Below are 18,748 nucleotides of genomic sequence, written 5' to 3'. Positions count from 1 at the left end.
CCGCGAGCGCACACATGCGCTACTGCAGCGCAGAGGTGAGTCTGGCCAGGTTGTCGAGCGTCGTCTTCCAGAGCGAGCGTTTCTCCCACTCCTCCATGGTCAGTTGGCGGCTGTCGCGCCGATAGCCGTCTTCGACCTCGCGCATGGCTTCGACGAAGGAGTGGCCGCGCACCATGAGCGACAGCTCCATGTTGAGCTGAAACGAACGCATGTCCATATTGCTCGTGCCTATCACGGCCACGTCGTCGTCGATGCTGAAGTGCTTGGCGTGCAGAATGTACGGCTTCTTGTACATCCAGATCGTCACGCCGGCATTGAGGAGCGCCTCATAATACGAGCGCTGCGCGTGATAGACCAGCGCCTGGTCGCCGATTTCCGAAACGAACAGCTCGACCTTCAGCCCCCGGCCGACGGCGGTGGTGATGGCCATGAGCATCGACTCGTCTGGCACGAAATACGGGCTCGTGATCACGATGCGCTCCTGCGCGTAATACAGCAGCGCCAGGAACAGGCGCAGGTTGTTCTCGCCTTTGAACCCGGGACCGCTCGGCACGACCTGGCAGTCGATGGTATCGCCGTGCTCGATCTCGTCAGCGATCTCCACCTCCCGCCCCAGAAGCTCGTCGGTCTCGGCGTACCAGTCGGTGATGAAGATCGCGTTGAGACCGGCGACGATCGGCCCTTCGAGCCGTGTCATCAGCTCCTTCCACTTCAGGCCGCGGCGCAGGTTCGAGCGCTTGTTGTACGAGCGATCGATCACATTCTGCGAACCGGTGAAACCGAGGTCGCCGTCGACGACAAGCAGTTTGCGGTGGTTGCGCAGATCCGGTCGCTGGTATTTGCCCTTGAGCGGCTGCACGGGCAACATCAGGTGCCACTGCGCGCCCATTGTCTCGAGCCGACGAATGGTCTTCTTATACCCCTTTGACCGCATGGATGCCACGTGGTCGAGCAGCACCCGCACGACCACGCCCCGCGCGACCGCCGCCTCAAGCGCATCGAAGAACGGTGCCGTCGTCTTATCGAGCGAGAGAATGTAGAACTCGACGTGCACGTAGCGGCGGGCACCGGCAATCGCCGCGGTCATGGCATCCAGAGAGCCCTGATAGTCGCCGATGAGACTGGCGGTGTTGCCGCCGACCAGGGGCATGGAACCCAGATTGCGGTTGAGTTGCACCACGGATTCGAGCCAGGGCGGCCACGGGTGATCCTTGCGCACGCGCTCCATGCCGTGCGTGCTGTCGAGAATGAAGCGGTTGATCTCCTCCTGCTTCTCACGCCGACGCTTCGGCAGCTTGTAGCTGCCGATGAGGAGAAAGAAGAGCACCCCGAGGTAAGGGATGAAATAAATGGCGAGCAGCCAGGCGGTTGCCGAGCTGGGGCGCCGATTGCGGGGCACGACGATGATCGCGACGATACGAATGATGAAGTCGATCACCAGGAGAACGATGACGAGAATCGCGGTGAAGGTGGCGCTGTCCACGAATCGCCTCACCCCCTCGATCGACGATTGTCGTTATCGATACCGTAGCCGGTTGGGGCGACATTTCCGCGCTGCTGCGCGGTCGACTTAGGGGATCGTCGTGGGTGGCAGCCCTCGCCGCGCCCGCTCTTCGGCCTCGAGCCGGTTGTATGCCTTGCGCTCGGTGCGATCGGCGTGCATGATCGCGCGCATCACGAGCCAGAACAGCAGCCCGACGATGACGGTCGGCGCGAGCGACCAGATAACGCCGCTCCAGAAATCATTCATGGTCTGATAATGGTAACGCCCCTGCCTGAATGGAGACCACACGCCTTCCCTCATCGACTTCTTCACAACCTGGCGTCTCGACCCGGTCGCGCTCGTCGCACTTCTGATAGCCGCGGCACTCTACGCGGCGGGGATTGTGCTCGCGCGCCGCGCAGGCATCCGCTGGCCGCTGCTGCCCACGCTCGGCTTCTACCTGCTGGGACTCGGCTCGTTCGCGTGGGTCTCCTTCGGCTTTCTCGGCGCGTGGAGCCTCGATCTGCGCTGGGCATTCACGACCCGCATCGCGCTGCTGCTGTTCGCGGTTCCGTCGCTGCTCACGCTCGGACGGCCCGTGCAACTCGCGCGCGCGGCACTCAGCGGGTTTCCGTTGCGCACCATGGAGCGCGTGCTGCGCTCGTGGCCGGTGCGCATCATGGGAAACGCCATGTTCGCGCCGATCTTCGCCTTCTTCGCCTTTCTCATCTTCCTGACTCCGGTGGCGTATGTGTTGCGGGACAATCCCTTCAGCGAATGGTCGATCACCCTGCTGGTGCCGCTCGTGGGCCTGCTGATGGTCTTGCCCATCGTCGAGAGCAGCATGCTGCGAACGAGCCTGTTCATCACGGCCGAGTTCATGCTGGCATTCGTGGAACTGGTTGTGGATGCCGTTCCGGCCATCCTGCTGCGGCTCAACGGGGCGGTGCTCGATCATGCGCCGGCCCTGGTTGGCGCGTTCCCCGGATGGTTTCCCAACCCTCTGCGGGATCAGCAGCTTTCCGGCGACTTCCTCTGGTTCATCGCCGAAATCTCGGACATTCCGGTGCTGATCATCCTGTTCCTGCGCTGGATGCGCACGGACAAGCGCGAGGCCCGCACGATGGACGAGTTGAGCGACGAGGAGATGGAGGCGCTGACGCAGGCGCACCTGCGAGGCGCTGCCGGGCAGCATCCGCCGCGCTCGTAGCGTGAGGGGCCTTTCTGCTACTTGGTGAGGATGCCGTACAGGCCGTTGCCGATGAAGTAGAGGGCTACTGCGCCGACCACGATCCACATGGTGATGCGGGCCTTCGTGGGACCCTGGCGCTCGGGCTTACTGTCGTTCGGCGTCTCATCGCCCGTGGGCTTCTCGCCCGCGGGCGTGTCGTCATTCGTGGGATTCGTCATCGCGTCGCTCATTTCACTGCGCAGCTTTCGCTGCGCCTATTTGACCAGGGGGAACAGGATGGTCTCGCGAATGCCGAGACCCGTCAGCGCCATGAGCAGACGGTCGATGCCCATGCCCATGCCGCCGGTCGGAGGCATGCCGAATTCGAGCGCACGCAGGAATTCCTCGTCGAGACGCATCGCCTCAAGGTCTCCGCGTGCGGCGAGTTTCGCCTGCTCGATGAAGCGTTCGCGCTGCACGACAGGGTCGACGAGTTCGGAGTATCCGGTGGCCAGTTCGAAGCCGCGCACGTAGAGATCCCACTTCTCCACGACCCCGTCGATGCCGCGGTGTGCGCGCACGAGCGGGCTCGTCTCCACGGGAAAGTCCATGACGAAGGTGGGCCGCACCAGGGAGTCCTTGACGAAGTGCTCCCAGAGCTCTTCGACGAACTTGCCGTGCGTGGGGTGCTCGACGTCGAGCTCCTCCCCAGCGGCCAGTTCGCGCAATTCATCCACAGATGTCGCCGGCGTGATCAGACGACCGGATGCCGCAGACAGACTGTCATACATGCTGATCCGATCCCACTCACCGCCCAGGTCGTAGTTGGTGCCATCCGCCCAGGTCACCACGTGGTTTCCGCTGATGGCTAGCGCCGCGTTCTGAATCATGGTCTGCGTGAGAGAGGCCATCGAGTTGTAGTCGCCGTATGCCTCGTACAGCTCGAGCATCGCGAATTCCGGAGAATGCGTGGAGTCCGCCCCCTCGTTGCGGAAGTTGCGGTTGATCTCGAAGACCTTCTCGATGCCGCCGACGACCGCGCGCTTGAGGTAGAGCTCCGGCGCGATGCGCAGAAACAGTTCCGTGTCGAACGCGTTCGAGTGGGTCACGAACGGGCGAGCGGATGCGCCGCCATGCATCACCTGCAGCATCGGCGTCTCCACCTCGACGAAGCCGCGCTCGGCGAAGGTCTGGCGCAGGCTGGCAACCGCCTTGGCCCGGTTGACGACGTTGACGCGAGCCTGCTCGCGGGCGATGAGGTCGAGGTAGCGGCTGCGCACCCGGGTCTCTTCGTTGAGCTCGTTGTGCAGATTGGGCAGCGGAAGAATCGCCTTTGCCGCGATCTGCCACTCGCGCACCATGACCGAGAGCTCACCACGACGGCTCGAGATGACCTCACCGGAGACGAACACGTGGTCGCCGAGGTCGACGAGTTCTTTCCACGCCGCAAGCGACTCTTCGCCCACCTCTGCGAGGGAGACCATGGCTTGAATACGGCTGCCGTCGCCCGACTGCAGACTCGCAAAGCAGAGCTTGCCCGTGTTGCGGGCGTGCACGACGCGCCCCGCGAGACCCACGGTGACACCGGTCGTGGCATCCGTTTCAAGCTCGCTAAAACGCGCCCGCACGGTTGGGATCGTGTCGGTGATGGGCACCGACACCGGGTACGCACCGCCGGCTGACGACGTCGCCGACTCGATGAGCCGCTCGCGCTTGGCCAGTCGCACGGCCTTCTGCTGGCTGACCTCGTCGTCGCTGAATTCAGGTTCGGCGGGCTGCGTGTCGCTCATGGGTGTCTTTCGTCCAGGTTCAGTCAAGGGTGATGCGCGCGTTGTCGATCAAACGGGTCGTTCCGACGCGTGCCGCCACGAGCATGAGGCCCGAGCCATGATGATCGGCGGCGACTGACAGGAACGTCGCCGGATCGACGACAACAAGATAGTCCAGCTTAACGGCTAGTTCGGCGTCGATCACTGTGGTCGCTGCGGCGAGCGCGGCATCCGCCCCCCGTGAGGCAGCGGATGCCGCGGCAGTCAGTGCCGCAGACAGCGTCACGGCCGCCAGGCGCTCGGCCTCGTCGAGGTAGCGATTGCGGCTGGAAAGGGCCAGCCCATCGGCCTCCCGCACGGTGTCGACGACGGCGACGCGACGCGGGGGCAGGTTGAGGTCACGCACCATGCGCTGCACCAGGAACACCTGCTGGGCGTCCTTCTGGCCGAACACCGCAACGTCCGGCTGCACGATGCCGAACAGCTTGGCGACCACGGTGAGCATTCCGTCGAAATGGCCGGGGCGCGAGGCGCCCTCGTAAAGTGAGCCGACCTCGCCCGCCGCAACCCGAGTCGTCGGCGCGCCATCGGGATACATTTCGGCGACCGACGGCGCGAAGACCAGGTCAGCGAGGCCCGCCAGCGCATCGAGATCGGCATCGAGGGTGCGCGGATAGCGGTCAAGGTCTTCGGACGGCCCGAATTGAAGGGGATTGACGAAGATGGAGACGACGACCGTCTGACCGAGCTCGCGGGCGCTGCGCACCAATTCGCGGTGGCCAGCGTGCAGGGCCCCCATCGTCGGCACGAGCACGATGCCGTCGCCGCGACCGCGAGCATCCGCCGTGGCCGCGCGTATTTCCTCGACCGTCGTATACACCGTGGGGCGCTGCTCGGTCATTCCCCATCCTCCTGATCGAAAGCCGCTCGCTGTGATGAATCGAGAAGTCCGGAAAGATCGGCGCTGCCGGTCGTGGTCGCCGTGCGCAGCGCGTCATCTACCGCCGAACGCACGAGCGAGCCGAGAAAGGCGCCGGGACTCTCCACTCCGATATTCGAAAGGATGCCGGCCGCCTGGCCCACTATCGACCGCGAGAACGCCGTGGCCGTGGCTATCGCTTCGCCGTATGCGGGCCGATCCTCCTCGTCGATGACGATGGGCTCACCGCCCATCTCCACGACGAGCGCTTGCGCTATCGGCAACACCGGTGCAGGCGCCGTCACCGCGAAGTATGTCTCGGCCAGCCGTGAGAGATCCATGCTCATGCCCGTGAATGACAGGGCCGGATGCACCGCGAGGGGAATCGCCCCCGCCTTCAGCGCGGGCTCCAGCACGCCCACCCCGAACCCGGGCGCGGTGTGCAGCACGAGCTGGCCGGGCTGCCAGCTGGAGGTGGCTGCGAGCCCGGCAACCAGGGCGACCAGCTCGTCATCGGGCACGGCGAGAATAACGAGTTCGCTGCGCTCGAGAATGGCGGGAACGTCGAGAATCGGCACCCCCGGCAGAATCGCACCGGCGCGTTCACGGCTCGCTTCGGAGACGGCGGAGATACCAACGATGGCGTGTCCGGCACCGGCGAGCGCCGCACCGAGAATGGGGCCGACCCTGCCAGCGCCGACGATGCCAACACCCAGACGCCCGGACCGCTGTGCACTCATGCGTTGCCCTCCTGCCTGCTCGCAGCCCCGTCATCGTCCCCGGCAGCACGCTGCCTCGGAACCCCCCACTCCATCGCGCGCGAATTCCAGCGATGGCTCGTATCTGCGCCTTCGGCGGCAATCGCCTCGGCAGCGACGTGCTCGAACATCACCAGCGACTCCTGCGCGTCAACCACCGACAGGCGCGGGTGCACGGGACCGTCCACGGTGTGCAGGCGCGCGATCGCGAGGCGCAGCATCCGGCGCACTGGTCCTTGGGAGACCTCAACGCTCTGCAGTCGTGCGAGCGGCACGAATACCAGCCGTCGCCACACCGCTCCGGAGCGCAGCAGCACCGCGCCGTCTGAGACGGTGTACCCGGTGCGTCGCCAGGAGAAGGGGCGCAGCCAGACCGCGCGGCGCGGTGCGGCGGTGAACTCGTCACCGGCGCGTGCAATCATTCCGGCGGTGATCAGCCCGCGATGCTCCTCCGTGCCGAACCCGGGCAGGATCAGCTCCAGCACGCGCACGACGTCCGTGATGTCGCCGACGGGCAGCATCGTGGTGTTCGGCTGCCCCGCCGCACCTTTCTGCTTCGAATGTCCCGCGGTGTTGATGCGGATCTGCCACCAGCCGAACGGCCGCCACAGCACCGGCTGCATCACCTCAACGGCGTGGATGCGGCCCGGCGGCAGGGTTTCGTTGCTGGTAGAGAGCAGGCCGAAGCCGACCCGCACGCCGTCGGCGGTGCCCGCGATCGTGTAGTTCACCGATTTCGTGAAGCGCCGCCCATAGAAGCCCACCGAACCGAGGAGCCCGGGCAGCACCGCGAACAGCAGCCAGTACCGGCCGCTCGCCACGCCGGCGATCAGCAGGCCGACGACGATCAACAGAAAGATCGTGAAGCCGTGCAGGGCTATCGAGCCGATGAGCCGCACGTGCGAAATCTTGACGACCGATTCCGGTGGTGCGGCGTCCGGGTCGAGCTCGGGCGCGAGGAACTCGTTGACGCGACGGTTGAGCGTTTCTGTCGCGCGCACCGTGAAGGTGGGCGAGACGGTCGCTGAGCTTGGCACAGCATCCGGTGTGGCGGGCCTTTCGGCAGGCTCAGGGACCGAAGCCTTGTGCGCGCCGCTTGCCCGCCGCAGGATGTCGCGGCGCAGTTCATCGGCGAGGGCCGAGCCGAGATACGCGAGTTCGACGTTCGCATCCTGCCCGGCGACGCCGACCTCGAGCTTGGCCGTGCCGAAGATGCGGGCGAACAACGGCCGTGAGACGTTCACGCCCTGGATGCGATCGAGTCGCGCCTTGCGATGCCTGCGAAACAGGATGCCGCTGCGCACCTCCACCGCGTCTTCGCCGATGCGAAAGCTGTGCATGCGCCACGACAGGTAGAACGCGCCAAGCGCCAGAAGGAGCAGCACGGCGAGCGCGAGCAGAGCCCAGCCGACCAGGCCATGGTTGACGAGCTGGTCGATGGGGTCGCCGTCGTAGTTCGAGTTCGGCGGCGCACCCTGGTTGCCGCCGAACAGGCCGATGGCCATGTTGGTGAGCCGCTCCCGCAGATTCGCTATCACGATGCCGAGCACGGCGATGAAGCCGATGCCGCCCCGAAGCAGCGGCGTTGCCGGATGCAGCAGGTGCCATTCGCCGTCGGCCATACGTTCGGCTTGTGCCGCAACGGGCTGCCGCGCCTCCAGCTCCTGCGGCTGGCCGGTCACCGGCCCCTCGGGAGTGGTCACAGCCCGGTCCGGCGGCTCTCCGCCAGCTCCACGAGACGGTCGCGCAACTCACCGGCGTCTTCATCGGGCAGGCCCGGGATGGTGACACCGGTGGATGCTGCTGCCGTAACGAACTTCAGGTCGGCGAGGCCGAGCATCCGCCCCACCGGTCCCCGCGTGATGTCGATGAGCTGCATGCGGCCATACGGAACCGCAACGAAGCGCTGGAACATGATGCCGCGGCGAAACAGCAGGTCGTCGGCACGCAATTCGTAGCCGATCGACCGGGCACGACGGGGGGCCACGATGAGCATCACGAGAGTGATGACGACAATGACGATGAGTGCTATCCAGGCCCACCAGAGCTGCGCGACGAGCCACAGGAACACGGCCACGGCGCTGGCGACCACGCCGGAACTCAGCGAGCCCACGATGACGACGAGCACATACTTCGGCGAGACGCGCTTCCAGTCGGCCTGCACGTCGAGACGTCGCGACACGGTACCCCCGAAATCAGCGGATGGGCGCCCCTGCGGCGCCCCGTCCCATGGTAGTCGCGCGTCATCACGTCCACCTGTGGTGTACACATCACACAAGAGATTCGATGAACACATGTGTCGGCTGTGCAAACAACCGGATACCCAACTGGCTCTAGGGTGAATAGTGCGAGCGGAGGGTCCGCTCGGCTCAGACGAGCAAGGGGTCTCATGTCTTCGACCACCATCGCAGCTTCTCGACCAACACTGTCCCGGCCGACACTGGCCGACCGCATCATTCCGCGCAGCGCCGTCAACAACGCTATTCTCATCGTGGCGGGAGTCGCCATCGTCGCCGCCCTCGCGCAGGTGCAGATTCCCATGTGGCCCGTTCCCATCACCGGCCAGACCCTCGGCGTGATGCTCGTGGGCGCGGCACTCGGCTCATGGCGAGGCGCCAGCTCGATGGCGCTCTACATGGTGCTCGGTCTCGCCGGCCTGCCGATCTTCGCGGGCGGCGATGGAAGCGTTTCGATGGTGAGCAACCCGAGCTTCGGCTTCATCATCGGCTTCGTCTTCGCCGCCGCGCTCATCGGCTGGTTCTCCGAGCGTCGCTGGGATCGCCGCCCGTTGCTCTCCGGCCTGGGCTTCCTCGGCGCCAGCCTCGTGCCGTTCGCGTTCGGCCTGCCGTACATGGCCTTCATCCTCGGTTCGCTCGGATTCCCGAATGACCTCGGCACCGTGCTCGCGCTCGGCGTCTACCCGTTCCTCATCGGTGGCGTCGTCAAGTGGGCCATTGCCGCCTCGGTTCTGCCGATCGCTTGGCGCATCGTGAGTGCGGTCGACAAGCGCTCCGAGAAGAAGTAGCTGCGCGCGGCATCCGCTCGCCGTTTCACCGAATTGCGGATGCCCCACGCAACACGCCGTCCGAGGCTCGCCTCGGGCGGCGTTTCTCGTTTGCAACCGTCAGCTGGCTGAAGGGTGCGGCTGAACGTCCTCGTCACGGGGCGGCGGAAGCGTGCACAGGCGCTCAGCGACGAGGCCGCCGATCAGCAGGATGACCGCGCCGGCCGTCGCGCCGACGGTCAGGCCGATGGTGCCGCCCTGGGGCAGCACGGTGCGGCTGAGCATGTAGACCAGCAGGCCCACCCCGGCACCCGTGAGCATTGCGCCGGCCAGGCTCGAGGCCTTGGCCAGCACCGCAACGCGCATCGCCTGGAACGGGTCGATGCGCGCGCTGGTCTTGCCGTGCACGGCCCGGTAGATGGGAACCGCGAAGCCCACCACGATGGCCGCTATGGCCACGAGCGTGAGCGGCAGCGAGACCGGCGGCACAAGCATCGGCAGGCTTGAGGCCACAAGCCCGAGCTCCAGCAGAAACCCCACAACCGCCCCGGCCAGCCCCAGGCCGATGAGCGGGGTGGCGTGCGAGCGCCGCATCAGTGCTCTCCTCCGACGGCGGCGAGCAGGGCCTCGACGCGACCGCGGCCGGCCACGACGGCATCCGGGTCGATCTCGAGCCACGGCTGCAACACGAAGACGCGCGACGCGGCACCCGGATGCGGCAGCGTCAGCGTCGCATCCGCGCTCTGCCTGCCGTCATAGTCGACGATGTCGATGTCGAGCGTGCGATCGCCCCAGTGCTCCTCGCGCACGCGGCCATGCTGCGCCTCAATCGCGTTCACGGCCTCCAGCAGCGCATGCGGATCGAGCACGGTCTCGATCGTCGCCACGGCGTTCAGGTAGGCAGGCGCGTCGCGATCAACACCGGTCGGCTTGAGCGCCGCGGTCTCGATAAGCGACGACACCTTCAGAACCCGGATGCCCGCCACGGCCCCCGCATCGGCCACCGCGGCACGAATGGTCGCCTCGCGGTCACCGAGATTGCTGCCGAAGGCAAGCACGGCCGGCACGGCAGGCCGCATCCGCTGGGGACGGGGCACGATTGCGGCGGGCGTCACGCAGGCTCCCCGGCACCAGTCGAAAAGGTGCCCTCGCTCGCAGGCTCGCGGGCGACAAGCGTCGCGGGATCGCTGGCGCGATCCTCCAGGCTCCGGCGTGCACGGGCGCGCTCGATGGTGACTGCAACATCGTCGAACGGCACCTCGATGGGAGCGGTGGGCTTGTGGATCGTGACCCGCACGGCGTCGGCCGCCTCGTGGGCGAGCACAACGTCGGCCACCCGCTCGGCCACGGTCTCGATGAGGTCGACGGGGTCGCGCCGCACGGCATCCGTCACCTCGAGCGCCAGCTCTCCGTAGTGGATCGTGCCGCGCACGTCGTCACTCGCGGCCGGGGCGGAGAGGTCGAGCCACACCGTGACGTCTATCACGAACTCCTGGCCGGCCTCGCGCTCGAAGGCGTAGAGGCCATGGTGCGCGTGCACGCGCAGGCCCGTGAGCGTGATGCTGTCGGATCCCACCGGCGGTAGGGCGCCAGAACGTTGCGCAGAACTCATGCGATATCCCCTCCGTATCCAGCTTGCCACGCATCCACCACGTCGAGCGCGGCACGCGTGCTCACCACGTCGTGCACGCGCACGCCCCATGCGCCGGCCTGGGCCGCCAGCGCGCTGATGACGGCGCTGGGTGCATCCCGGGCTGCAATGGGCGTGTTCTCGGGCAGCAGCTCGCCGACGAAGCGCTTGCGCGACGCCCCGACGAGCAGGGGGAGCCCGAGACCCAGAAAACTGTCGAGGTGCGCGAGAACCTGCCAGTTGTGCGCGCCGTGCTTGGCGAAGCCCAGCCCCGGGTCGATGATCAGCTTGTCGGGGTGCACACCGAGCACGACGAGCTCGCCCACCCGGTTGAACAGTTCCGCGCGCACCTCGCCCGCGGCATCCGTGTACTGCGCCAACTCGTTCATCGTGTCGGACTGGCCGCGCCAGTGCGAGACGATGAACGGCAGCCCTGTCTCGATGACCGCATTCGCCATGGCTTCGTCGGCGAGTCCGCCCGACACGTCGTTGATGATGGCCGCGCCCGCCTTCGCGGCGGCCAGGGCGGTCTCGGCGTGCATAGTGTCGACACTGACCCGGATGCCGTGATCGGCCAGCTCACGGATCACCGGCAACACGCGCCGCTGCTCTTCGACCGCGCCGATGCGCACCGCACCGGGGCGCGTGGACTCGCCGCCGACGTCGATGATGTCTGCGCCGTTCTGCGCGAGCTCGAGCGCGTGCCGAACCGCGGCATCCGTCTCGATGTAGAGACCGCCGTCGCTGAACGAGTCCGGAGTCACGTTGAGCACGCCCATGATCTGTGTGCGACCGTGCGGCCGCCGTGCGGATGCGTTCACGCGCCCACTCCGCCGATGAGAGCCATGATCTCTGCACGGCCCACCGGGTCGGCGAGCGCGCCGCGACTGGCGACGGTCACCGTGGAGCTCTGGGTCTGACGCGGCCCGCGGGTCGTCACGCAGCCGTGTACTGCATCGAGCACCACGAGCACGCCACGCGCGTCGAGCCCCTCCTGCAGCGTGTCGGCAATCTCCTCGGTCAGGCGCTCCTGCAGCTGCGGGCGGGCGGCCAGCGCTTCGACCACCCGTGGCAGCCGACCGAGCCCCACCACGCGTTCGTTCGGCAGATACGCGACGTGCGCGACGCCGAGAAAGGGCAGCAGATGGTGCTCGCAGATCGAACGAAACTCGATGCCGCGCAGCAGCACGGTCTCGGCCTCGTGTTCGCCGAGGGGCACGGAGTCGGCCAGGTACTCGAGCGGATCCTCCGCAAGCCCGCCAAAGAACTCGCTGTAGGCATCCGCCACCCGCTCAGGGGTCGACCGCAACCCGGGCCGATCCGGGTCCTCACCGATGGCAAGCAGCAACTCACTGACCGCAGCCTGGATGCGCTGCCGGTCGATCGCCGTCGTTGGCTTCGTTGTCACGGTGAAGTTTTTCCTGTGCAGCGCTACGCCGTGGCGGGGCGCGGCTTGCGGGCCGGCGCGCGCTTCGGCTTGCTGGGCGGCTCCGAGTCGATGCCGCCGTCGACGGCTCCCGGGTTCACGGGGGCGGATGCCTTCGGAAAAGCGATCGGGGGAACATCCGAAATCGGGCGGTTGCCACTCGAAAGCCACTGCGGGCGCTCGGGCAGCTTGGTGATGTCCTTGAAGATCTCAGCGATCTGGTTGTGGTCGAGCGTCTCCTTCTCGAGCAGCTCGGCAGCCAGGCGATCGAGAATGGCGCGGTTCTCGTTGAGAACCTCCCATGCCTCGTCGTGCGCCTTCTCGATGAGCGCGCGCACCTCGGCGTCGACGCGCTCGGCGATCTGCTCGGAGTAGTCGCGCTGGTGACCCATGTCGCGGCCCAGGAACATCTCACCGGATGACTGCCCCAGCTTGACGGCACCGACATCGGCACTCATGCCGTATTCGGTGACCATCTTGCGCGCGATGCCCGTGGCCTTCTCGATGTCGTTCGACGCACCCGTTGTCGGGTCGTGGAACACGATCTCCTCGGCAACACGGCCACCCATGGCGTACGCCAGCTGGTCAAGCAGTTCGTTGCGGGTGATCGAGTACTTGTCTTCCAGCGGCATCACCATCGTGTAGCCGAGGGCACGGCCGCGGGGAAGGATCGTGATCTTCGTGACGGGGTCGGTGTGACGCATCGCGGCGGCGGCGAGGGCATGGCCGCCCTCGTGGTATGCCGTGATGAGCTTTTCCTGGTCTTTCATCACGCGGGTGCGCTTCTGCGGGCCGGCGACGACGCGGTCGACGGCCTCATCGAGGGCGCGGTTGTCGATGAGCTGCGCGTTGGAACGCGCGGTCAGCAGCGCCGCCTCGTTGAGCACGTTGGCCAGGTCGGCGCCCGTGAAGCCGGGCGTCTTGCGGGCCAGCACCTCGAGGTCGACGCCCTTGGCGAGGGGCTTACCGCGACCGTGCACCTCAAGAATCTGCTTGCGGCCCTGCATGTCGGGGGCGTCAACGCCGATCTGACGGTCGAAGCGGCCGGGGCGCAGCAGTGCGGGGTCGAGGATGTCGGGACGGTTGGTCGCCGCGATGAGAATCACGTTGGTCTTGACGTCGAAGCCGTCCATCTCGACCAGAAGCTGGTTGAGGGTCTGCTCGCGCTCGTCGTGCCCGCCGCCCATGCCGGCGCCGCGGTGGCGACCGACGGCGTCGATCTCGTCGACGAAGATGATGGCGGGGGAGTTCTCCTTGGCCTGCTGGAAGAGGTCGCGCACGCGGCTTGCACCGACACCCACGAACATCTCTACGAAGTCAGAACCGGAGATCGAGTAGAACGGAACTCCCGCCTCACCGGCGACGGCGCGCGCGAGCAGCGTCTTACCGGTTCCGGGAGGGCCGTACAGCAGCACACCCTTGGGGATGCGCGCGCCGACGGCCTGGAACTTGGCCGGCTCCTTCAGGAACTCCTTGATCTCCTCAAGCTCCTCGACAGCCTCGTCGGCACCCGCGACATCCGCAAAGGTGACCTTGGGGCTCTCTTTGGAGACGAGTTTGGCCTTGGACTTGCCGAACTGCATGACCTTGTTGCCGCCGCCCTGCATTCCCGAGAGCATCAACCAGAAGATCACGCCGAGAAACAGCACGGGCAGCAGAATGCCGAGGGCGGAGAGCAGCCAGTTGGGCTGCGGAACCTCGTCGTCAAAGCCCTTGGGCAGATTGGCGCTGTCGACGGCCTTCACGATGTCGGCACCGCGCTGCGAGACGTAGTTGAACTGAACGAGCTTGCCGTTGGTCTTGTCGGCCTTGCTCAGTGTGAGATCGACGCGCTGATCGCCGTCGATGATCTTGGCGCTGGCAACCTTGCCGTCCTTGAGATACTGCAGGCCCTGCTCGGTGGTAACGCCCTTGAATCCGGACATCGTGATGAGGCTGGAGCCGATCCACACGGCAATCACGGCCAGCACGATATACAGGATCGGGCCGCGGAAGATCTTCTTGGCGTTCATGGTGCGATAAGGCTATCGCGCCCGCGCTGGGCGCGAACTGCATGTTCGCCGTGGGCGTGCTTTACCGCCGGTCAACCTCGGCAGCGAGGAAACCGATACCGTCGATGATGCGACCGAGGCCGAACTCCAGATCACGCGCGCTGTCCTCGTCGAGTTCGCCTAAGGACAGCACCTGCGCGAGCATCGGGAATCGCTCCTGCGTCAGCAGCGATGCCAACCATGGCGCGGCGACGTCCTGCGCCTCATCCTGCGCGTCGACGGCACGGGTCAGCGCGGCGACGTTGCGCGCATGGCCGTCGATCAGGAGGGCCACGTCAAGCATCTGCCGCAGGCCCAGACCAGTCGGTCGCAGCGATTGCAGGATGTATTCCAGCCACAGCGCGCGGTTGGGGGTCGCAATGAACCCCGCAATCGGCGCATCCACCAGCCACGGATGCCGCGCGTAGCGAGCGGAGATCGCGCCGGCCCATCGCCTCACCCGTTCGCGCCAGTCATCCGTATCGAGGATGCTGACCGGCGGCGTGCCGAGCGCAGAATCGACCATGAGTATGACGAGGTCCTCGCGAGATTCCACGTGACGATACGCGGCCATCGTGCCGGCGCCGAGCCGACCGCCGAGCTTGCGGATCGAGAGCCCCGCTATGCCTTCATCGTCTGCCAGCTCGATTGCCGCCGCCACGATTTTTGTGGCGTTCAGGCCGGGCTCGTCCTGGCGGGGCGAATCGTGCATCGCCCATGCGGTCGTCACCCAATTCGGCGGCGTCTGGGATGCCTCGTCGATCGTTGCCATCAGAGCCTCCCTTGACATCGAATCTAACATCTGCGTACAGTGTACGCAACTAGTGCGTACACTGTACGCATCCGCCTGGACTGAGAGAACCGAGCATATGAGTACACGCGTTATCGCCACGATCGTCCTGATGGTCGCGATGTTCATGGATCTGATGGATTCGACTATCACCAACGTGGCGCTGCCGGCGATCGGCGCCGACCTTGGCGCCAATCCGGCCCAACTCGAATGGACACTTGCCGGCTACGTCATCGCATTTGCCACGCTGTTGATCACGGGGGGACGGTTGGGTGATGTCGTCGGCCGACGCCGGATCTTCGTGATCGGGGTCGCCGGATTCACACTTGCTTCGTTGTTCGCCTCGCTTGCGCAGTCGGGCGACTTTCTGGTTGCCGCCCGCATCGTGCAAGGTGCCTTCGCGGGCATCATGGTGCCGCAGGTGCTCTCCAGCATCCAGGTCATGTTCACCCCCGAGGAACGCGGGCCCATCCTGGGCATCACGGGCGCGCTGAGTGCACTGGGTGCCGTCGCCGGGCTGCTGTTCGGCGGCTGGATCGTGACGGTCAACGCCTTCGGGCTGGGCTGGCGCAGCATCTTCCTGGTCAATATCCCGATCGGGATCGTGCTGATTCTCGCCGCCCTTCTCGTGGTGCCGCGCAGCAGGTCTGAGCATCCGCTGAAGCTCGACCTGGTCGGTGTGCTGCTCGGCGCGGTTTCAGTCTTTCTCGTCGTCTTTCCGCTCACCGACGGGCGCCAGGCCGGATGGGCGGCCTGGATCTGGGCGATGCTCATCGCGGCGCCATTCGCTATCGCGGCATTCATCGCGCACCAGAAGCGACGGCTGGCGCGCGACAGTTCGGCCCTGCTGCCGATGCCGCTCTTCCGCAACCGCGGATTCAGTTCGGGGCTTCTCGTGCAGGTGCTCTCGTCGGTCGGCAACGGCGGATACGCGCTGATCCTGTTGTTCTACGTGCAGCAGGCGCTCGGCTTCACGGCGTTGTCTGCCGGGCTCACGATCCTCCCCATCGCCCTCGGCTCGATGATCGCCACCGGCATCGCGGTACCGCTCTCGCAGAGGTTCGGGAAGAGCCTTGTGCTGGTGGGCGGAGTGATTCAGGCGGGCGCATTCACGTGGGTCGTTGCCGCGATCGCCGCGCGCGGATCCGAACTGAATGGCTGGGATCTCGCGCTCCCGCTCACTCTCGCCGGTGTCGGAATGATGCTGCTGATCATGCCGTTGATGGGGCTGACCCTGGCAACCATTCCGGCAACGGAGGCCGGCGCGGCATCCGGAACGCTCACGACGTTCGGTCAGCTTGGAATGGTTCTCGGCGTCGCACTCGCCGGCGCCGTCTACTTCGGCATGCTCGGCGAGAACGCGACCCGAAGCAGTGCGCAGGGTGCGGTTACCACCGGGCTCTGGGTACCCGTCGCCGCGTACCTGCTGGCCGGTCTCGCAGCGCTCGCGCTGCCGCGCATGACGCCGTCTCGTGTCGACGCGCCGCGGGACGCTGCGGCTGTGCTGCTTGACTCGGTGTGAGCGTGCCGCTGTGTCAATCAGGCGCCCTGGCGATCAGCCGCCGTAGACCTTGGGGGCCAGCACGCCCACGCCGCGCAGATTGCGGTAGCGCTCGTCGTAGTCGAGGCCATAGCCCACCACGAACTGGTTCGGTATCTCGAAGCCGACGTACTTGACGTCGATCGCGACGCGGGCCGCATCCGGCTTGCGCAGAAGTGCGCAGATCTCGATGGATGCCGGTCCGCGCGAATTCAGGTTGGCCAGCAGCCACGAGAGGGTGAGACCGGAGTCGATGATGTCTTCGACGATGAGCACGCGACGACCGGTGAGGTCGGCATCCAGGTCCTTGAGAATGCGCACGACGCCGCTCGACGCCGTGCCGCTGCCGTACGAGCTCACGGCCATCCAGTCCATGGTCACCGGAATGCGCAACTCCCGCGCGAGGTCGGCCATGACCATGACGGCGCCCTTGAGCACACCGACGAGCAGCACGTCTTCGCCCGCGTAATCGGCCTCGATCTGCCTCGCGAGTTCGGCGATCCGGGCTCGGATCTGCTCCTCGCTGATAAGCAGTTCGGTCAGATCATCCTGAACGTCGGAGAGTTCCATGTCAGCGGTATGGTCCTTATGTATCGAAACGTCAGGCCCGGGTGAAAATCACGCGGCCCCCCTGCCTGACAACTCTAACGCCTGGCAGGTCGAGCCCCTCCTGCCCGTGCCAATCGGTGACCAGCCTGGCGACGGCGAGCGTGTGCACTCGCTCGAGAGAAACCCCGAACTCGCTCTGTGCCACATAGCGGATGATGCGGTGGCGCAGCGCGGGCGGGTTCGCCGCCAGCGCGCCCACCGACACCGAGATGCCCGCCTCGGCGTGCTCGCAGATGTCCTCGATGGTTTCCACGATCATGGCGTCGAGTGCGTCGGCGTCTTCGCGCAGCTGCTCGGCGGTGCGGGCCAGCGCCTCGGCGATGCCCGGGCCGAGGTCTGCCTCGAGTGTCGGCAGGGAGCTCTGGCGCACCCGCACCCGCGCATACGCCGGGTCGAGGTTCTGCGGGTCGTCCCAGGGCTCGAGGCGCGAATCGACGCAGAACTGCCTGGTCGTCGCACGACGGATGCCGAGCAGCGGGCGCAGATACGGCCCGTTCTGCGGCGCCATCCCCTGCAGGCTCGCCGCCCCCGAACCGCGCGCCAGGCCGAGTAGCACCGTCTCGGCCTGGTCGTCGAGCGTGTGCGCGAGCAGCACCGCACTCGCCCCGGTCTCGGCGAGGGCCTCGGCAAACGCGCCATAGCGCGCCTCCCGAGCCGCCGCCTCGGGGCCGCCGTCATTCTCCCCAGACACGACAACGCGCTTCACCAGCACAGGGTTGAGCCCCAGGTCGCGCGCCTGCTGCGCGGCTTGCGCCGCGACATGCGACGACCCCTCCTGTAGGCCGTGGTCAACGATCACTACTCCCGCCTGGATGCCCGCCCGCGGCGCCTCGAAGTTCGTCGCCGCCGCGAGCGCCAGCGAGTCCGCTCCCCCGCTCAACCCCACCAACACGAGTGCTTTGTCGAAAACGACGGATTTTTCGCCGTGTGAGCCCGAAATCGCGGCTTTGTGGCCCGATCCGGCACTTTCTCCGTCGTTTTGGTTAAGCGGCGCGACGAGGGCGGCGCGCACGGCGCGGCGGATGTCGGCTATCGCGGGGGTCAGCCGTGGGCGGCGGGCTGAAGAAACGTCAGGCTGCATCCAGTAACGTTATTCCTGATTTTCAATACAAGGGAGAACAGTCATGGCAGAGTACGACGTCGTCGTAGAGATTCCCCGCGGCAGCCGCAACAAGTACGAGGTCGACCACGAGACCGGTCGCGTGTATCTGGACCGCGTGCTCTTCACAAGCTTCGTCTACCCGGTCGACTATGGCTACTTCGAGAACACGCTCGGCCTCGACGGCGACCCCGTCGATGCGCTCGTGCTACTCGAGTACCCGCTGTTCCCCGGCGTGGGCATCAAGGTGCGCCCCGTCGGCGTGCTCAACATGAGCGACGAGGCGGGCAGCGATGCCAAGGTCGTCGTCGTTCCTTACAAGGACCCGCGCTGGGCGCACATTCAGGACATCACGGATGTTGCCGAGCAGACCCGCAAGGAGATCGAGCACTTCTTCGCGCGCTACAAAGACCTTGAGCCGAACAAGTGGGTCAAGATCGAGGGCTGGGGCGACGCCGCCGAGGCCGAGCAGATCGTGCAGGCGGGCCTGAAGAAGCTCGCCGAAGAAGGCCACTGAGCC

The 18,748-nt window shown here is 66.3% G+C and carries 21 protein-coding genes; 4 read left to right on the top strand and 17 right to left on the bottom strand.

Going from position 1 to position 18,748, the window contains the following annotated elements:
• Window positions 1–19: 19 nt before the first annotated feature.
• Window positions 20–1,483, bottom strand: a complete 1,464-nt coding sequence (gene cls / locus ASC63_RS06845; protein ID WP_055811117.1) for a cardiolipin synthase — start codon at window positions 1,481–1,483, stop codon at window positions 20–22.
• Between the two features lie 87 nt (window positions 1,484–1,570).
• Window positions 1,571–1,750 carry a hypothetical protein gene (locus tag ASC63_RS06840; protein ID WP_055815090.1) on the bottom strand — a complete coding sequence of 60 codons (180 nt, stop codon included), beginning with the start codon at window positions 1,748–1,750 and terminating at the stop codon, window positions 1,571–1,573.
• A 25-nt stretch (window positions 1,751–1,775) separates the two neighbouring features.
• Here ASC63_RS06840 and ASC63_RS06835 point away from each other — a divergent pair, with 25 nt between their 5' ends.
• Window positions 1,776–2,693: a cytochrome c oxidase assembly protein gene (locus tag ASC63_RS06835; protein WP_442915065.1), complete on the top strand. Its 918-nt coding sequence runs from the start codon at window positions 1,776–1,778 to the stop codon at window positions 2,691–2,693.
• 17 nt (window positions 2,694–2,710) lie between these two features.
• Here ASC63_RS06835 and ASC63_RS06830 read toward each other — a convergent pair whose 3' ends face one another.
• The 6 genes from ASC63_RS06830 to ASC63_RS06805 are packed head-to-tail and all read right to left on the bottom strand — an operon-like array spanning window position 2,711 to window position 8,282.
• Window positions 2,711–2,893, bottom strand: a complete 183-nt coding sequence (locus ASC63_RS06830; protein ID WP_157487606.1) for a hypothetical protein — start codon at window positions 2,891–2,893, stop codon at window positions 2,711–2,713.
• Window positions 2,894–2,929: 36 nt separating this feature from the next.
• Window positions 2,930–4,444, bottom strand: coding sequence for a lysine--tRNA ligase (lysS, locus tag ASC63_RS06825; protein WP_055811108.1), 1,515 nt, complete (start codon window positions 4,442–4,444; stop codon window positions 2,930–2,932).
• 19 nt (window positions 4,445–4,463) lie between these two features.
• Window positions 4,464–5,324 carry a pantoate--beta-alanine ligase gene (gene panC / locus ASC63_RS06820; RefSeq protein ID WP_055811103.1) on the bottom strand — a complete coding sequence of 287 codons (861 nt, stop codon included), beginning with the start codon at window positions 5,322–5,324 and terminating at the stop codon, window positions 4,464–4,466.
• Window positions 5,321–6,082 carry a Rossmann-like and DUF2520 domain-containing protein gene (locus tag ASC63_RS06815; RefSeq protein WP_055811100.1) on the bottom strand — a complete coding sequence of 254 codons (762 nt, stop codon included), beginning with the start codon at window positions 6,080–6,082 and terminating at the stop codon, window positions 5,321–5,323. The genes panC and ASC63_RS06815 overlap by 4 nt, the downstream gene beginning before the upstream one ends.
• Window positions 6,079–7,803, bottom strand: a complete 1,725-nt coding sequence (locus ASC63_RS06810) for a PH domain-containing protein (protein ID WP_055811097.1) — start codon at window positions 7,801–7,803, stop codon at window positions 6,079–6,081. The genes ASC63_RS06815 and ASC63_RS06810 overlap by 4 nt, the downstream gene beginning before the upstream one ends.
• A complete protein-coding gene (locus ASC63_RS06805; protein ID WP_055811094.1) occupies window positions 7,800–8,282 on the bottom strand; it encodes a PH domain-containing protein in 483 nt (160 codons plus the stop codon). The genes ASC63_RS06810 and ASC63_RS06805 overlap by 4 nt, the downstream gene beginning before the upstream one ends.
• Window positions 8,283–8,489: 207 nt before the next feature.
• Here ASC63_RS06805 and ASC63_RS06800 point away from each other — a divergent pair, with 207 nt between their 5' ends.
• Window positions 8,490–9,125 carry a biotin transporter BioY gene (locus ASC63_RS06800; RefSeq protein WP_055811091.1) on the top strand — a complete coding sequence of 212 codons (636 nt, stop codon included), beginning with the start codon at window positions 8,490–8,492 and terminating at the stop codon, window positions 9,123–9,125.
• Between the two features lie 99 nt (window positions 9,126–9,224).
• Here ASC63_RS06800 and ASC63_RS06795 read toward each other — a convergent pair whose 3' ends face one another.
• From ASC63_RS06795 to ASC63_RS06765, 7 genes are all read right to left on the bottom strand, one after another.
• On the bottom strand, window positions 9,225–9,698 hold the full coding sequence (locus ASC63_RS06795; RefSeq protein WP_055811088.1) for a DUF3180 domain-containing protein: 474 nt from the start codon (window positions 9,696–9,698) through the stop codon (window positions 9,225–9,227).
• Entirely contained in the window at window positions 9,698–10,219 is a 522-nt protein-coding gene (folK, locus tag ASC63_RS06790) for a 2-amino-4-hydroxy-6-hydroxymethyldihydropteridine diphosphokinase (RefSeq protein WP_235491950.1), read from the bottom strand. Before folK ends, ASC63_RS06795 begins: the two co-directional genes overlap by 1 nt.
• On the bottom strand, window positions 10,216–10,716 hold the full coding sequence (gene folB / locus ASC63_RS06785) for a dihydroneopterin aldolase (protein ID WP_082487354.1): 501 nt from the start codon (window positions 10,714–10,716) through the stop codon (window positions 10,216–10,218). The genes folK and folB overlap by 4 nt, the downstream gene beginning before the upstream one ends.
• Window positions 10,713–11,513: a dihydropteroate synthase gene (gene folP / locus ASC63_RS06780; RefSeq protein ID WP_055815083.1), complete on the bottom strand. Its 801-nt coding sequence runs from the start codon at window positions 11,511–11,513 to the stop codon at window positions 10,713–10,715. Before folP ends, folB begins: the two co-directional genes overlap by 4 nt.
• Before the next feature lie 38 nt (window positions 11,514–11,551).
• Window positions 11,552–12,142, bottom strand: coding sequence for a GTP cyclohydrolase I FolE (folE, locus tag ASC63_RS06775; RefSeq protein ID WP_055811086.1), 591 nt, complete (start codon window positions 12,140–12,142; stop codon window positions 11,552–11,554).
• Between the two features lie 23 nt (window positions 12,143–12,165).
• Window positions 12,166–14,172, bottom strand: coding sequence for an ATP-dependent zinc metalloprotease FtsH (gene ftsH / locus ASC63_RS06770; RefSeq protein WP_055811082.1), 2,007 nt, complete (start codon window positions 14,170–14,172; stop codon window positions 12,166–12,168).
• Between the two features lie 61 nt (window positions 14,173–14,233).
• Window positions 14,234–14,962, bottom strand: a complete 729-nt coding sequence (locus ASC63_RS06765; protein WP_055811079.1) for a TetR/AcrR family transcriptional regulator C-terminal domain-containing protein — start codon at window positions 14,960–14,962, stop codon at window positions 14,234–14,236.
• Window positions 14,963–15,059: 97 nt separating this feature from the next.
• On the opposite strand from ASC63_RS06765, the gene ASC63_RS06760 reads away from it, so the two are divergent.
• Window positions 15,060–16,502: a DHA2 family efflux MFS transporter permease subunit gene (locus ASC63_RS06760; protein WP_055811076.1), complete on the top strand. Its 1,443-nt coding sequence runs from the start codon at window positions 15,060–15,062 to the stop codon at window positions 16,500–16,502.
• A 33-nt stretch (window positions 16,503–16,535) separates the two neighbouring features.
• Here the strand turns inward: ASC63_RS06760 and hpt are convergent, their stop codons facing one another.
• Both hpt and tilS read right to left on the bottom strand, forming a co-directional pair.
• A complete protein-coding gene (gene hpt, locus ASC63_RS06755; RefSeq protein ID WP_055811074.1) occupies window positions 16,536–17,090 on the bottom strand; it encodes a hypoxanthine phosphoribosyltransferase in 555 nt (184 codons plus the stop codon).
• Window positions 17,091–17,121: 31 nt separating this feature from the next.
• Window positions 17,122–18,210 (bottom strand): tRNA lysidine(34) synthetase TilS, encoded by a 1,089-nt coding sequence (tilS, locus tag ASC63_RS06750; protein ID WP_055811071.1) that lies wholly within the window; start codon window positions 18,208–18,210, stop codon window positions 17,122–17,124.
• A gap of 43 nt (window positions 18,211–18,253) precedes the next feature.
• On the opposite strand from tilS, the gene ASC63_RS06745 reads away from it, so the two are divergent.
• Window positions 18,254–18,745 carry an inorganic diphosphatase gene (locus ASC63_RS06745; RefSeq protein WP_055811069.1) on the top strand — a complete coding sequence of 164 codons (492 nt, stop codon included), beginning with the start codon at window positions 18,254–18,256 and terminating at the stop codon, window positions 18,743–18,745.
• Window positions 18,746–18,748 lie beyond the last annotated feature (3 nt).

The organism is Leifsonia sp. Root112D2 (assembly GCF_001424905.1).
Taxonomy (GTDB): domain Bacteria; phylum Actinomycetota; class Actinomycetes; order Actinomycetales; family Microbacteriaceae; genus Root112D2.
The sequence above is the reverse complement of the archived record's forward strand: the minus strand, read 5'-3'. Positions and strand labels throughout refer to the sequence as shown.

Excerpts from the sequence above, each read along its gene's own strand:
- ASC63_RS06815 (WP_055811100.1), bottom strand. The coding sequence starts at position 6,082 with ATGAGTGCACAGCGGTCCGGGCGTCTGGGTGTTGGCATCGTCGGCGCT.
- ASC63_RS06795 (WP_055811088.1), bottom strand. The coding sequence starts at position 9,698 with ATGCGGCGCTCGCACGCCACCCCGCTCATCGGCCTGGGGCTGGCCGGG.
- ftsH (WP_055811082.1), bottom strand. The coding sequence starts at position 14,172 with ATGAACGCCAAGAAGATCTTCCGCGGCCCGATCCTGTATATCGTGCTG.
- ASC63_RS06760 (WP_055811076.1), top strand. The coding sequence starts at position 15,060 with ATGAGTACACGCGTTATCGCCACGATCGTCCTGATGGTCGCGATGTTC.
- ASC63_RS06745 (WP_055811069.1), top strand. The coding sequence starts at position 18,254 with ATGGCAGAGTACGACGTCGTCGTAGAGATTCCCCGCGGCAGCCGCAAC.
- ASC63_RS06800 (WP_055811091.1), top strand. The coding sequence starts at position 8,490 with ATGTCTTCGACCACCATCGCAGCTTCTCGACCAACACTGTCCCGGCCG.
- ASC63_RS06840 (WP_055815090.1), bottom strand. The coding sequence starts at position 1,750 with ATGAATGATTTCTGGAGCGGCGTTATCTGGTCGCTCGCGCCGACCGTC.
- ASC63_RS06830 (WP_157487606.1), bottom strand. The coding sequence starts at position 2,893 with ATGACGAATCCCACGAATGACGACACGCCCGCGGGCGAGAAGCCCACG.
- folP (WP_055815083.1), bottom strand. The coding sequence starts at position 11,513 with ATGGGCGTGCTCAACGTGACTCCGGACTCGTTCAGCGACGGCGGTCTC.
- ASC63_RS06765 (WP_055811079.1), bottom strand. The coding sequence starts at position 14,962 with ATGGCAACGATCGACGAGGCATCCCAGACGCCGCCGAATTGGGTGACG.
- folB (WP_082487354.1), bottom strand. The coding sequence starts at position 10,716 with ATGAGTTCTGCGCAACGTTCTGGCGCCCTACCGCCGGTGGGATCCGAC.
- panC (WP_055811103.1), bottom strand. The coding sequence starts at position 5,324 with ATGACCGAGCAGCGCCCCACGGTGTATACGACGGTCGAGGAAATACGC.
- hpt (WP_055811074.1), bottom strand. The coding sequence starts at position 17,090 with ATGGAACTCTCCGACGTTCAGGATGATCTGACCGAACTGCTTATCAGC.
- lysS (WP_055811108.1), bottom strand. The coding sequence starts at position 4,444 with ATGAGCGACACGCAGCCCGCCGAACCTGAATTCAGCGACGACGAGGTC.
- tilS (WP_055811071.1), bottom strand. The coding sequence starts at position 18,210 with ATGCAGCCTGACGTTTCTTCAGCCCGCCGCCCACGGCTGACCCCCGCG.